12 protein-coding genes and 1 pseudogene are annotated in these 14,011 nt (G+C 48.9%); 11 read left to right on the top strand and 2 right to left on the bottom strand.

Going from position 1 to position 14,011, the window contains the following annotated elements; genetic code table 11:
- Nucleotides 1-187 precede the first annotated feature (187 nt).
- Nucleotides 188-1,084 carry a phytanoyl-CoA dioxygenase family protein gene (locus J4G07_17300; protein ID MCE2415744.1) on the top strand — a complete coding sequence of 299 codons (897 nt, stop codon included), beginning with the start codon at nucleotides 188-190 and terminating at the stop codon, nucleotides 1,082-1,084.
- A 119-nt stretch (nucleotides 1,085-1,203) separates the two neighbouring features.
- Nucleotides 1,204-2,301, top strand: coding sequence for a hypothetical protein (locus tag J4G07_17305; protein MCE2415745.1), 1,098 nt, complete (start codon nucleotides 1,204-1,206; stop codon nucleotides 2,299-2,301).
- Between the two features lie 33 nt (nucleotides 2,302-2,334).
- On the opposite strand, the gene J4G07_17310 is transcribed toward J4G07_17305, so the two are convergent.
- Nucleotides 2,335-3,564, bottom strand: a complete 1,230-nt coding sequence (locus J4G07_17310; protein MCE2415746.1) for an MFS transporter — start codon at nucleotides 3,562-3,564, stop codon at nucleotides 2,335-2,337.
- A 246-nt stretch (nucleotides 3,565-3,810) separates the two neighbouring features.
- Here J4G07_17310 and J4G07_17315 point away from each other — a divergent pair, with 246 nt between their 5' ends.
- From J4G07_17315 to J4G07_17355, 9 genes and pseudogenes are all read left to right on the top strand, one after another.
- Nucleotides 3,811-4,797 (top strand): flippase-like domain-containing protein, encoded by a 987-nt coding sequence (locus J4G07_17315; protein MCE2415747.1) that lies wholly within the window; start codon nucleotides 3,811-3,813, stop codon nucleotides 4,795-4,797.
- Between the two features lie 5 nt (nucleotides 4,798-4,802).
- A complete protein-coding gene (locus tag J4G07_17320) occupies nucleotides 4,803-5,624 on the top strand; it encodes an amidohydrolase (protein MCE2415748.1) in 822 nt (273 codons plus the stop codon).
- A gap of 181 nt (nucleotides 5,625-5,805) precedes the next feature.
- Nucleotides 5,806-6,153, top strand: a complete 348-nt coding sequence (locus J4G07_17325; protein MCE2415749.1) for a hypothetical protein — start codon at nucleotides 5,806-5,808, stop codon at nucleotides 6,151-6,153.
- 19 nt (nucleotides 6,154-6,172) lie between these two features.
- Complete coding sequence (locus J4G07_17330; GenBank protein MCE2415750.1) at nucleotides 6,173-6,394, top strand: hypothetical protein; 222 nt, start codon at nucleotides 6,173-6,175, stop codon at nucleotides 6,392-6,394.
- Nucleotides 6,395-6,620: 226 nt separating this feature from the next.
- Complete coding sequence (locus J4G07_17335) at nucleotides 6,621-7,790, top strand: SLBB domain-containing protein (GenBank protein MCE2415751.1); 1,170 nt, start codon at nucleotides 6,621-6,623, stop codon at nucleotides 7,788-7,790.
- Nucleotides 7,791-7,805: 15 nt separating this feature from the next.
- Nucleotides 7,806-10,897: pseudogene (locus J4G07_17340) on the top strand (N-6 DNA methylase).
- A gap of 202 nt (nucleotides 10,898-11,099) precedes the next feature.
- The gene (locus tag J4G07_17345; protein MCE2415752.1) at nucleotides 11,100-11,399 is read left to right on the top strand and encodes a hypothetical protein; all 300 of its coding nucleotides are present in this window, start codon (nucleotides 11,100-11,102) and stop codon (nucleotides 11,397-11,399) included.
- Complete coding sequence (locus J4G07_17350) at nucleotides 11,380-11,745, top strand: hypothetical protein (GenBank protein MCE2415753.1); 366 nt, start codon at nucleotides 11,380-11,382, stop codon at nucleotides 11,743-11,745. The genes J4G07_17345 and J4G07_17350 overlap by 20 nt, the downstream gene beginning before the upstream one ends.
- Nucleotides 11,746-11,758: 13 nt before the next feature.
- The gene (locus J4G07_17355) at nucleotides 11,759-12,691 is read left to right on the top strand and encodes a PorV/PorQ family protein (GenBank protein MCE2415754.1); all 933 of its coding nucleotides are present in this window, start codon (nucleotides 11,759-11,761) and stop codon (nucleotides 12,689-12,691) included.
- Here the strand turns inward: J4G07_17355 and J4G07_17360 are convergent, their stop codons facing one another.
- Entirely contained in the window at nucleotides 12,692-13,396 is a 705-nt protein-coding gene (locus J4G07_17360; protein MCE2415755.1) for a gamma-glutamyl-gamma-aminobutyrate hydrolase family protein, read from the bottom strand. It abuts the gene before it with no gap.
- Nucleotides 13,397-14,011 lie beyond the last annotated feature (615 nt).

Genomic DNA, 14,011 nt, shown 5'->3' on the forward strand with positions numbered 1-14,011 from the left:
TTTATGAAGAAAATCGACGCGATCTGCAACGAAAAATGTGAAAATGGTGAATCGTGAGTTCTGTGAACGTGGGCAACCGAAAACCGAAAGCTGACAACGCAATTGACACCTCCTCTTTTTCTTGGTATAATATCTTTAACATGTCGGATATTAAAACACCACGGCGTTCGCAAGCAAGGAGCAAGTTATGACAAGAATCGAACCCTTTTTTGTTTCAAATGAACTCATAGATCAACCCGAAAAACTCCGAAAACGCGCACAGCAGGACGGTTATCTCTTTTTTCGTGGCTTGATTGATACCGATTCTATCTACGCATTGCGTCGAGATTTTTTGGAGATCTGCCATCAACACGGATGGGCACAGGGGGGTGAGTCCCTGATGGACGGTATTCGCATCGGCGGTCCCTTCATGGAAGGCGATGATGGCTATTGGCCCGTCTTGGACGAGTTCCAATCCTTGGAATCCTTCCACGCGTTTGCGCACCATCCGGCGATCTTGGACGTGTGCGACAAACTCTTCGGCGAAAAGACCCTCGTGCATCCGCGGAATATTGGAAGAATTATGTTCCCGGAGAACACAAAATACACAACGCCTGCACATCAAGATTTCATCCATATCCGGGGAACAGAGGAAACCTATACCGGATGGATACCGCTTGGACCCTGTCCAGAAAAGTTGGGGGGATTGTCAGTTCTGTCTGGTTCGCATCGAGGGGGTATTTATCCCGTCAAGCCGGCATTCGGCGCAGGTGGTCTCGGTATTGATACAGCCCCTTTAGAAGCGAACGGTTTTTACTGGGTCGGCGGTGATTACGAGATTGGCGATGCCCTCTTCTTTCACAGCCACGCCGTTCACAAGGCGATGCCGAATCAGACCCCAGATCGGATACGTCTCTCAGTAGATTATCGTTATCAGGGAAGTTCCAAACCTGTCACTGAAGGGTCGCTTTTACCGCATTTCAATCGGTTGGCATGGGACGAAATTTACAAGGACTGGAGTTCCACGGAATATCAGTATTATTGGAATGCGTTCGATTTGAACAGGGTGAGCGGTGATAAACGTCCCGTAGATCCCATTGAGTAGCGATGCGGGGTTCGATGCGTCCATGACGTGGCACTTAAAAGTAGTTGGCATACTCCGTATGCCGTTCACATTACATTACCGTTCACGAGGCATAATAGCTCTAAGGAAAAAAGAAGCCATTGATTAAATTGCGACAACAAAAGCCTAATAGGACAGATATTCTCTGTTTTGTAGTGGTCTTAATCGGATGGATAGGAATCGCTATTTTACCTGTCGCCGCTGAAAACTACACTGGAGATTTTTTGACGAATGGTGTTGGCGGCAGAGCCCTCGGACTGGGGGGTGCTTACGTGAGCATTGCTGACGATGTAACCGCTACCTATTGGAACCCAGCCGGCATCGCGGGGATCCGCGATAATTATCAACTCTGTCTCATGCACGCCGCACGGCGTTCCGGGTTGGGCGCATTCAACTATATCAGTGGTACCACACAAGTCCTATCGAAACTCAATCTCGGATTGTCGTGGCTTCGCGCAGGGGTAGACGATATTCCTATCTATCCACTTATTCCGGCGTTCGATCCCAACATTACGCCAGAGGCACGACGCAACCTTGCGAAAAACCGACCCAGAGAATCTGATTTCATTCCAGCAGGTTACCTAAATGACAGCGAAAACGCCTATATTTTGACGCTTGCGACGCGTTGGGTCGTGAGTCAGTCGTGGTGGGATAATTTCGGAAGGGATTCACTGCCCCCGGAGTTTATGTGTGGTGTGAACACGAAATTGATTACGCAGAATTTGGATGGCGGTGAGCTTGATGCTTATAACTATGGAAGTTGGGGATACGGTTTTGATGCGGGATTCCTTGTTCGTTTGCCCGATTTCAATGCCCTTTTTAATGTAGAGGACTTCGGCAGTCTCGCCTTTGGGTTCAATCTTCAGGACATCTCGAAAACGACTTTAACGTGGAACACCGTGTCTGCCCCGAAAGAATCGATTCCAGCGAATTGGAATATTGGAGTCGCCTATACGAACAATCACCTTTTCAACCGGGAGATGATTGTTTCCTATCAATGGCAACAGCGTTACGGCGGACAATCGCATATCGGCATAGAATATCGCATCAGCGAACCGTTGGCACTCCGTGTCGGTTACCGAGACGACCGCATTACAAGTGGTGTCGGCATCCGGGTCCGCCAATTTCGACTCGATTACGCGCTCCTCCTTGGCGACCTAATCAGCACGCACTTCCTGAGCCTGTTGTGGCACTTTTAATTTTTTCTTACGGAGGAAGAACGGACGTTGAAACTAAATGTTCGGTCTTGACAAGTTTGGTTGATCGCGCAGCAAGATCAGGAGCGGTGCCAAGACCACTGGAATCATCACTAACCCATCAAGTACGATAGGCAGACCGTATTGATCTCCCAAAACACCGACGAATTTATTCAGTATTCCTCCGACACCCCACGCTGCCCCCATCATAAAACTCGACGCAATGTTCTCATGCCCGCGCAGGATCATCTGTGCTAAGATGATGTTAACGGTAATTGAACTTGAGAGCACGACGTTCCCCAAAAAGAGAAGTACAAGGAAACTTGGACCCTCAACGTGCAGTGAGGCATAAAGCAGTGGTGGCGACCCAAGGAGTGAAACCAACAACAGCACATAGGTGTTTACACGAGTGATGAGCCAACCACTCGACATGATACCCATGGAACCTGCGAAGATGAAAAGGGCAATCACAAGCGAACGCATCTGGTCGGTATAATTTTGGTCATCGAGATAGATAGATAGGAAATTTTCTAAGCCGACTGCCGTGACGGTTCGGAGTGCCGCAATAATAAATAGCACAGTGAGCGGTAGGAGATGTGGACGGGCAACAGTCCAAAAGGGTTCTTGCGGTCTCGGTGCCTCGTCTAACCTTCCACGCGGCGTCGCGGTGAGATCCAGCGACTTCTGGAATTGTAGCACTTTCGGCACCAACACCGCTAAAAGCACACCAGGTATCATTTCCCACACCAAGTATTCCAAGCCGAAACGATATGGAATGAACATCAGCACCAATGGACCGAGTGCCCGACCGATGTTACCGCCCGTTAGGAAAATGGAGGTACCCATACCTCTACCTTCTGCAGCGAGTGCGCCCGCATAAGTTGTCGCTTGTGGATGGAAGGCGGCGATGCCGAGTCCGCCTATCGCTAATAACAGATAGACGACGCGCGGCGAAGGGGCAACCCATAAAAGGCTTAAACCGATTGCGGTGAAACCGACACCAAACGTCAGGAAATGCACCGACCGGACCCGATCTGATAACCATCCGAAGAGTATCTGTCCGAGTGAACTGAAGACGCTGTAAATCGAGATGAAATTGCCTGCTAAACTGTTCCGTGTTGCGGCTGAGGTGGCTAACTTTGTCAGTAGGAGCGGTTGCAGATGCGATAAGAGGGTGGCGTAGGAGTCAAGGACAGTGTGGGATAACGTCAGAAAATAAAACTGTTTCTGAGAAGACGCTTTAGAAGGGTTTTGAGGGTTTTCCATGAGGTGAAATACGTACCGCTTTTCTGTGAAGATTAAGATAGTTTGTATTGTAAGATACATCCATCTAAAAAGCAAATCTTTTTTCCTGTAAATGCGATTCCTACACGGGCAGGCACAAGACCTGCCCCTACAACTGACAGACGACAGCCGATTGCCATTTCTTCTTGACAATTAAAATCTTCGCATATACTATGATACGCATCTCTGAAATAGAAAATATCCATAATACATACAGCGAGCGCGCCTTTGGATAAAAAGCAAATTCAACGGGTCACCAAAATCGGCTTACCGACGATCTTAGCAGCCGTTTTAGCTTACTTCCTCTTAAAAGAGATAGACATTCAAGAGATACCACGAACCCTGAGCCGATTGTCAATCAAGGCACTCGCTATCGGGTTTGGATGCTACTGCTTGTTAGTCTTCGCGAAAGCCCACCGCTTCCGAGCACTCCTGAACCTTGAGAGTGGTGTCCATCAGGTCTTTCCAATCTTGGCGATGCACACCTTTTGGGGCAATATCCTCCCGATGCGGACAGGCGATGTGTCCTATGTCTACCTGATGCAACGCCGTCAACAGGTGGATGCAACGCAGGGAGTCGCTTCGCTGCTGGTAGCAAGCCTGATTGATTTGGCACTACTGATGGGTTTGGTGGTCGCTACGGCGTGGCTCCTGCGCGATGCGCTTCGAGACACGTTCTCTGGCACGGTGCTCTATCTCATCCCGCTGCTGATGGGAGGAGGCTTGGTTGCCGTGGTTATTTTCGTCTACGCTGCGCCGCAAGCCTGTATGAGATTCACAGAAATGTGTGCGGGTCCCCTATTGGCACTTGAAAAGCGAGCCGTTTCGTGGACAGTCAATAAAATTTTGGCAGTGCTTCGGGAATTAACGACGTTCCGATCACATCGACGGTTCCTGGAGGTCTGGATATATTCTGTCTTGTGTCTCTTAATCCGTTTCGGATTTCAATGCTACCTCGTTACAGAGATGGGTGTTGACATTCCGATGACCGAGGTACTGTTCGCGCTCGCATTTACCAACGTCTTTAACCTGTTGCCCATTCAAACGGTCGGTAACTTTGGGACAACGGAATTCCCGTTCGTCTGGTTGCTAAACCATTTCGGCACATCTATAGAGTCTGCCACTGTCACTGGATTTAGTTTGCACATTCTAATTCTACTTTACTGTCTACCCTTAGGCGCGTCCGGGTTCTTGATGAAACCAAAGGAGCAATAAATAATATGAGAATCATCGATCCACATGTTCACGTTTGGAAAAACGATCCGCAGTTCCCATGGGCACCAGAGACAACAAGTCCACCGGAGGAAGATGCAACAGCAGAGATGCTACTCGATTTGATGGCGGCGAACGGTGTAGAGAAAACCGTTCTCGTTCAAGTTATCCATTACCGTTGGGATAACAGTTATGCCGCCGACGCGATGAAAAGGTATCCTGATAAATTCATGGGTGTCTGCCGAATCAACCCCGAAGATCCGGACGCGCCCGATCACCTCAGTCGTTGGACAGAGGAGGACGGTTTCCACGGTGTGCGGCTCAGTCCTTCCGTCGGTGAGGCAGGTGACTGGTTTGCGGGACCGTTGATGCCACCGATCTTCCGTCGTGCGGAATCCCTCGGTGTCCCGATGCTGATGCTCACAGGAGCCGAGCGATTGGTGGATCTCGTGCCACTCTTGGAACAGCACCCGGAGCTTGATGTTGTCATAGATCACATGGCAAGTTGCTCGCCGGACGCACCTGAAAAACTGGAATTATTACTGAACCTCGCACGCTTTCCCCGTGTCTACGTCAAAATAAGCCATACGTGGTCGATATCGCAAACGGGATACCCGTGGTCGGATACCTTTGAACAGGTTAAGCAGGTATATCAGGCATTCGGAGGTTCGCGGCTGATGTGGGGAACCGATTGGCCCGTCTGCCTCAGTCGAGCCAGTTATTCAGAGACCTTGTCGGTCGTCCGTGATGAGATGGATTTCTTCACACCTGAAGACCGAGAGTGGGTGTTGGGAAAAACCGCACTCCGTCTCTGGCAGTTTCAGGCATAATTTTCTCCTTGACAAATTTTTGCGCGTATGTTATCATAGAAGAATTAAGTTAAATAACGTATTCCCGTTCCCAACCCTCTACAAAAAACAGCACCGTGGCAAGGCACCACGCTTTACAAACCCCTATACGCTTTCACGGGTCAGGTTTCACCCTCACCTCATCCATACGGGAGGAAAAACGATGCCATTCTGTCCACAATGTAATGCTGAATATAAGATAGAAGTCTCGATGTGTTCAGATTGTCAAGTCCTGCTCGTGTCTCAACCCATACAGACCGAGGTTACGGAATATGGGGACTGGTACACGCTTGAATCCGTCCCCAATGAATTAGCGGGTAATATCCTCCAAGGTGTCTTGGAGGAGGACGGTATCCCTGCTCGCCTACGCTGTCATGAAGCCCCTAATTATGGTGGCGTGAAGGGCAATATCTGGCAATCCGAATGGGGCGATGTTCTCGTGCCAGCGAATCTACTTCCAGAAGCACGAGAGTGCCTTAAAGTCTATTTCGATTCACTACAGGACCGTTAAAATCCGCGGACAGGTTGTCATGAAAGCCGATCAACTCTACCTCTTTAAAGAAGCAAAGTCTCACAAATCTCACAGCCGTATGGCTGATAAGGTTCATGTAAGAGGGCATCGTCGGCGTAACGGGAGTTATGTCAAAGAGCATTGGCGGAGTCGACCTCACCGAAGGTTTGGCACTTTCAAACGGTTTAATTCAACAGAGGAGCAGCTTTCCTTCGTTGTCGATAGTGAACCCTCAGATTAACATACATTATAGTGAGACCTACAATTAACTATACATCAGAAAGCGGGTTACAAACCCCGCCAGCGAAGAAGAGGGAACTATTGTTCCCTAAAATGTCAACATATTTTCGGGTTTTACTATAATTGTCTGAATCAGGATTTTCAGGATTCAAGGATTTTCAGGATTATAGAACCTTCTTGATTGACAACTGATAGCCAATAAAGGCATATCTTCTCAGAAAAATGCTATGATCTACTTTTTCCGACGCTTGCGTGTATCCGCTTGGACGTTCCGATGCCTGCAAGCGCACACGATCTTACTGTTTCTCATTGCAACGACCACCCTCTTCAGCGATGTCTACCGTATCAAAAAAGGCGACACCGTCCTGATTGCGGTCATCGGACAACCTGAGTATACACACTCCGCACAGGTCCGTGAAGACGGCAGAATTAGTTACTTCGGTGGTGATCTTGACGTTGCTGGAGAGACAGTCGAGACGGTTAACCAACAGATTCGGGAGTTTCTCGTCTCAGAGAGTCTTGTCAGAAACCCCGTCGTCATGGTCTCACCGGTGCTACAAGAGAACGGCGTTTTCGTCGGTGGTGCGGTCACACTTCCGGGACGCTATCCAATTTCCCCAGAAACCGACATCGGTTTATACCGTGCCATCACACTCGCGGGTGGTATGGCGGAGAACGCCGATCACCAAGTCGTGCAATTAATCCGGACCGACACACCAGAAAAGGTCGAAGTCTACGATCTCTCACCGATTCACCCTTACCGTGATATCCGCGTCAATATCAACGATCTCGTGTTCGTTATGCCTCTGAGTGTCGTTGAAGTGCAAGGACAGGTACAGACCCCCGGCAAACTTTTTATTCGGGGAGAGATTAGCATTAAAGAGGCACTCGCTCGCGCAGGCGGTCCCACCCAAGAGGCAGACCTAACCACCCTTGTAAAAGTTAAGAAGAACGGGAATCTGTCCGAATTCAACCTCTCCGAACAGTTTTGGAGATCGACTCCGAACGGTGACGCTTCTTCGTCCCTATCAAACGGCGATGTTCTGTTCGTTCCGAATGTCTTCAAAGTTGAGCCAATCTACGTAACAGGCTACGTTCGCACGCCGGGTACACAACGGGTTCGCGGACCGCTGAATCTTTCGCAGGCAGTCGCGCTCAGTGGCGGATTTGAAGCATCAGCGAACCGTGAAGAGGGACTCATCCACCGTCGGGACGGCACGACTCTAACGGTGCCTTTCACGTCCACTCCTGCTGATGGCACGACGCAACAGATTTTACTCTATCCGGGCGATGTTTTAGAGGTGCAAGAGAAGTTTCAGGTGAATTGGGGTCTCGTCAGCACGTTGGGTTACATCCTTATCAGTGGTATAACCCTTATCCTAAATATAGCGAATTAAGTTGCAAATGCCCTCATGTCAAACCTCAACATCAAACCCACTCACAAACCCATCAAAACCTACTACGCCGAACTCAGAGAATACGAACAGCTCGGTGAACAGAACGAAGGCACCGTCCGCGCCGCTTTCCAAGGACTACTCCAACACTACTGCCACCAATCCAAGCTCACACTCCTCTGTGAAAAGACGCGTGCGCTCCCCTCTGATAAGGGGGGGCAAATAGACACATCCGACCCGACGGTGAAGTTGTTGATACCTTCAAATTGCCCTACGGCTCCTGGGAAGCAAAGGACACACAGGACGATCTCCACGTCGAAGCGTCTAAGAAGTTTGCGGCAGGCTACCCATCAAAAAATATCGTGATCCAATCCCCGACGCACGCGCTTCTCTACCAGCACGGGGAGTTGCAATTGGATTTGGACATCACCGACCCGAAAAACCTCGTCCGCGTGCTTCAGGGCTTTTTCGCCTATCAGGAAGAGAACATCGCCGCATGGCACACCGCCGTCGCCAAATTCAGAGACACGGTGCCTCAACTCGGTGAAGAGTTAGCAACACTCATTGAAACGGAACGCCAGAACAACCCGCACTTTCAAGATGCCTTTACCCGTTTCCACAAACAGTGTCAAGCCTCGATTAATCCGAATCTCTCTGTCGCTGCGGTGGAGGAGATGCTCATCCAGCACCTGTTGACCGAGCGTATCTTCCGCACCGTCTTCGATAATCCCGACTTTACGCGACGCAATATTATCGCCCGTGAAATCGAAACCGTCATTGATGTGCTGACCGAGCGGACACTGAATCGCTCGGAATTTCTGAGGCTGTTGGAACCCTTCTACACCGCAATTGAGCAGACCGCCAGCACGATTACGGACTTCTCACAAAAACAGGGATTCCTCAACACCGTCTACGAGCAGTTCTTTCAAGGTTTCTCCGTCAAAGTCGCAGACACGCACGGTATCGTCTACACACCGCAACCGATTGTCGATTTCATGGTGAAAAGTGTCGAGAATATCCTCAGGACCGAGTTTAACCGTTCCCTCTCCGATACGGGTGTTAACATCATCGACCCATTCGTCGGGACCGGCAACTTCATCGTCCGCATCATGCAGGAACTTGATCCTATCGCGTTGGAGCGTAAATACACCGCCGATCCGCCGGAACTCCAGTGCAACGAGGTGATGCTCCTGCCCTACTACATCGCGAATCTGAATATTGAGCACGAGTTCTACACGGCGACAAACCGCTATATCCCCTACGAAGGTCTATGCCTCGTGGATACGTTTGAATTGGCAGAGGAGAGAGAGCAGCTGCAGCTGTTCACGCCCGACAACACCGCACGTGTCGAGAAACAGAAAGAATCCGAGGTGTTCGTCGTTATCGGCAATCCGCCCTATAACGTAGGGCAACTCAACGAGAACGATAACAACAAAAATCGTGAGTATGAGACGATGGATAAGTCGATTGCGGATACGTATGCCAAAGATTCCAAAGCGACACTCAGGAGTCAACTTTACGATCCGTATGTCAAGGCAATTCGATGGTCGTTGGATCGAATTGGCGAGGAAGGCGTTGTTGCATTTATAACAAACAACAGTTTTATTGAAGGCTTGGCGTTTGATGGGATGCGGAAACATCTCGCCGCCGATTGCGACGCAATTTATGTGCTGGACTTAGGTGGAAATGCCAGAAAAGGGTTGAAGGTTTCCGATGCAAATGTGTTCGGAATTCGGGTGGGTGTGAGTATCAACCTGTTTGTGAAGAAAAAAGAGAATTCATCAGAATCAGCACGACTCTTTTACTTTCGCACGGATGACCTGTGGAATAGGGAACAAAAATTCGATTTTCTGAATGAAAGTCAACATATTGGTGTTATTCTGTGGCAATCCATTCAACCGGATCCTCGGCATACATGGCTCACCAAAGGACTCCACGCCGAGTTTGACACTTTTATCCCGATGGGAACTAAAGAAGCGAAGGCAATAAAGGGTGAAGCGATAGGTGTGATTTTCAAAACCTATAGTAACGGTGTGAAAACGAATCGTGATGCATGGGTTAACAATTGCAACCGTGATGTTCTTGCTGAAAACATGAGTGGGATGATTGAAATTTACAATGCGGAAGTGGCTCGCTGGGGGCAACACATAGGTCGCGATGCTGACCTTGATGATTTTCTGGAGACTGATGACGCGAAAATCAAGTGGAGTTCAACCTTAAAGCAGAAGTTGCGGGGTGGGAAAATCACGGAATTTTCAGGAGCAAAAATCCGGCAGTCCGTCTATCGTCCGTTTGTGAAATCGCACCTTTACTTTGATAGGATAATGAACGATAGGGTGCTCGCTTTTCCATCTATTTTCCCTACAACAGAGACTGGGAGAAAAAATCGAGTAATTTGCCTGACAGATAAAGGATATGAAAAGCCTTTCATGGTTCTTATGGGTTGTCAACTTATTGATCTTCATGTTGTAGGTCCAGGTTGTGGTGCCCAATGCTTTCCCTTTTACATCTATGACGAGGACGGCGCGAACCGCCGCGAAAACATCACCGATTGGGCATTGGAGAATTTCCGAACCCACTACGAAGACAACACTATCACCAAGTGGGACATCTTCCATTACACCTACGGCCTCCTCCATCATCCCGATTATCGCGAGAAATACGAGGCGAACCTCAAACGTGATCTGCCGCATATCCCGTTTGCGAAAGACTTATGGGGATTTGCGACGGCTGGCACGCGACTCGCAGATATCCACGTCACCTACGAATCCCAACCCGAACACCCATTAAACTTCATCCAGAACCCGGATGCACACCTCGATTGGCGCGTGGAGAAGATGAAATTCTCCAAAGACAAAACCTCGCTTATCTATAACGAATTCTTAACGCTATCGGGGATTCCACCGAAGGCACATGATTACCGACTCGGCACCCGTTCCGCACTGGAGTGGGTCGTGGATCAGTATCGTGTGAAAACGGATAAACGGAGCGGTATCGTCAACGATCCGAACCGTGCCGACGATCTGCAGTATATCGTCAAGTTGATCGGTCAGGTCATCACCGTCAGTTTAGAGACGGTGGACATTGTTGAAGGGTTGCCGTCCTTGTAGGTGGGGGAAATTGAGGAAACACCCAAGCAAAACCCCATCAAAAACTCTAAGCGAAAACACTCGTACTTACAGAGGGAAGTCGGGATTCGGAGATCCCTCCTACAAAAAACTGAACGATCCTATGATTCAGACAACCGATTCTTGACTTCCACCGGACGATGTGATATACTCTAATTTGAACCTTATCAATGGGAAAAAGAACATGAGACGTTTCGGAACACAGGGGCCTGTAAATCCTGCAGAACATTATATTCTGCCGCGCGCTGCAGAAACTGCGGATTTCATCAATCGTGTCAAAGATGACATGTACATCGTCCTCTTCGCGCCGCGCCAAACCGGCAAGACAACCTTTTTTTACTGGGGACTTGAAACACTTGTAACACAAGATTCGACCTATTTCCCGATTCAGTTGGACTTTCAGGTCGTTCGCAACATCGCGCCTGCTACTTTTTACGAGCGGCTCTCTTACCTGATTCGCACAGATGCTCACGGAGGAGTTTAATATTCCAAAAAACGAAACGATTACGATGGGGCACTTTACGACTGCACATACTCAACTCCTCCGCGGACGGAATACCAACATTGAGCATTTAACAACCAATATTCGCAAAGACCCGCGTTTTGAAAGTGTTTTGATGCGAATTATGGCGCGGGATGAAGGTGTGGACTTCAATCTGGATGATGACATCATCAGCGAACTCGCTACTCATGGAGTCATCAAAGAAGGGGCTGATGGGATGTGTGAAATTCTCAACCCCATTTATCTCTATCGCATTATGAGAGTGTTCAAGCCAACCGTGAATGGACTGGAGCAAGAATATTTTCCCGAAGACACCGACGATGATTAAACGGAAACAATTTATGAACCGATGCTTTACATACATCTTCATCATAGCGTTCAGTCTCGCATGCATGCCCGCGACAGCGGCTAATACGGACATTCATGAAAATGCCGGTACCCGCGCCATGACCTTCCTCAAAATTGGGGTCGGCGCAGAGGCGATGAGCATGGGAGAATCCCAAGTCGCGGCGACCGATGACCTATACGCATCCTACTGGAACCCCGCGGGTCTCGCAAGGCTTCAACAGCCGCAACTCGCACTCATGCATAACGAATGGTTCGCCGATATTAACCACGAATTCGTCGGATTCGCGCTTCCACTTAAGGGTGTCGGCACGCTCGGTGTAAGTTCGAGTTTCTTGTCCTTCGGGGAATTGCAGGGACGCGATCGGGATGGCAATGAAACGACGATTTTCCGTCCTTATGATCTGGCACTGATTCTCTCGTATGCCCGCGGCTTCGGCAGTTCAGTCGCTTTCGGGGCGAACGCGAAATTCCTGCGCGAGCAGATCGCTGATGAAAGCGGGACAGGTATCGCTTTCGATCTCGGCGGACTCTACAACTTTCCTGAGATACCGATCTCGTTGGGGTTCAACGCACAGCACGCCGGACCCCGCGTGAAGTTCATAGAGGAAGCGTTCGGGTTACCTTTTACCTTCAGGCTCGGCGTGGCTTACAGACTCTGGAACGACGCACTCCTTCTCACGACAGACATCATTCGTCCGTCCGACAACGATATTGCTATCGGGGTCGGAGCAGGCTACACAATCGGCAATGTCTTACACCTCCGCACCGGCTATAAATATAAGATCGGCGGTAACGATTTAGGCGCGATATCTGGACTCACAGGCGGATTCGGGTTGACATTCCTCCGTTTCCAAATCGACTATGCGCTTATCCCGTTCGGCGTACTCGGATTAACCCACCGCGTCTCCTTAGTCGCCAATTTTTAGCTACTCGGAGGCCGCTTCAATAAACGCCTCAAAGAGTTTACGTCGGTGCTTCTGAAAATCAGCGGTTTCGAGCATCCGCTCTGGATGGTATTGCACACCCAGCACAAACCGTTTTGATGTATTCTCCATCGCCTCGATAATCCCTTCTTCTGTCCGTGCTGTTACCTCAAAACCTTTCCCCTTGTCTTTCACCGCTTGATGATGGGCGGAGTTGACTTCGTCTGTGCGCTTCTCCGTGATTCGGTTGAGCCGACTGCCCGCGACAATCTCAATTGTGTGCCGAGAATCCACATCGTTTACCTGTGATTGACATGACACCTCTTTTGGGAACTCCGAGGGTATATCTTGGTAGAGACTCCCACCCATTGCGACGCTCATAATTTGGATACCGCGACAGATACCAAAAACGGGCATGTCCGCGGCGATTGCTTCTTGACAGAGCGATATTTCAAAGGCATCTCGATCTTCGTTGACATATTTTAGCGTTGGGTGCCACTCGGCATCAAAATTGTCTGGATGAATATCGCTACCCCCTGTGTCACCCCCTGTTAGCAAAAGACCATCAATATCAGCGTAAGCGTCTTCGGATATGGCGGGGTACAGCGTGCGAGGTATACCGCCGAACTCTGTAATCGCCTTGATATAGTTATTAGAAGGGTCGTCCTCAATATTTTCGCTAAATATAATTCCGATAATAGGGCGCATATAAGAAAGTCTCCTTTGGGGTATTTTTTTATAAATTGAGGTTATTGTTTGGAGACAGCCTCAATAAATGCAGTAAATAGTTTTGCGGCGTGTTTTTCGAGATCCGGATTGAACGGGAAAGAGCAAGGGCTTATCAATACGAAGAGAATTGGCATTTTTTCGGTAGATTGTCGTGTAAAATCCGATATCCGATAAGCGTTGGGTTTCGCTGGGGCTTCGGAGTATTCGGAGATCTTGAAAATCCGAAGGTTCTCGCATCATACACCTTTAATTTCTCACATCCGCTCAACCCAACCTACGTACGCAAACTCTATATTAAATTATATCCCATTTCAAAGCCAAATAACAAACCAACCTCACTCCTGTAACGGACTATTTAGTTTTCGGTTCCGATCTTGGTTTTCGTTCACAGATGTTTAAGGTTTCGCGCAATATCGCGAGCACAGCTCGCTCCTACAGCGGAAAAACATTCACACATATAAAGTAAATATGGAAACCTAAATAACCCTGCTCCTGTAAGAGGTGGGATAGACTGGATTTATAGTAAACTTTAGAATTAATGATACATGTTTATGACTTCATCAATGGTTATATCAGCATTGTATTCTCTGAGAC

The organism is Candidatus Poribacteria bacterium (assembly GCA_021295715.1).
In the GTDB taxonomy this organism is placed as follows: Bacteria; Poribacteria; WGA-4E; order WGA-4E; family WGA-3G; genus WGA-3G.

Coding starts and splice junctions, on each gene's coding strand:
- J4G07_17300 (MCE2415744.1), top strand. CDS start 188: ATGACAAGAATCGAACCCTTTTTTGTTTCAAATGAACTCATAGATCAA.
- J4G07_17310 (MCE2415746.1), bottom strand. CDS start 3,564: ATGGAAAACCCTCAAAACCCTTCTAAAGCGTCTTCTCAGAAACAGTTT.
- J4G07_17320 (MCE2415748.1), top strand. CDS start 4,803: ATGAGAATCATCGATCCACATGTTCACGTTTGGAAAAACGATCCGCAG.
- J4G07_17325 (MCE2415749.1), top strand. CDS start 5,806: ATGCCATTCTGTCCACAATGTAATGCTGAATATAAGATAGAAGTCTCG.
- J4G07_17330 (MCE2415750.1), top strand. CDS start 6,173: ATGAAAGCCGATCAACTCTACCTCTTTAAAGAAGCAAAGTCTCACAAA.
- J4G07_17335 (MCE2415751.1), top strand. CDS start 6,621: ATGATCTACTTTTTCCGACGCTTGCGTGTATCCGCTTGGACGTTCCGA.
- J4G07_17345 (MCE2415752.1), top strand. CDS start 11,100: ATGAGACGTTTCGGAACACAGGGGCCTGTAAATCCTGCAGAACATTAT.
- J4G07_17350 (MCE2415753.1), top strand. CDS start 11,380: ATGCTCACGGAGGAGTTTAATATTCCAAAAAACGAAACGATTACGATG.
- J4G07_17355 (MCE2415754.1), top strand. CDS start 11,759: ATGAACCGATGCTTTACATACATCTTCATCATAGCGTTCAGTCTCGCA.
- J4G07_17360 (MCE2415755.1), bottom strand. CDS start 13,396: ATGCGCCCTATTATCGGAATTATATTTAGCGAAAATATTGAGGACGAC.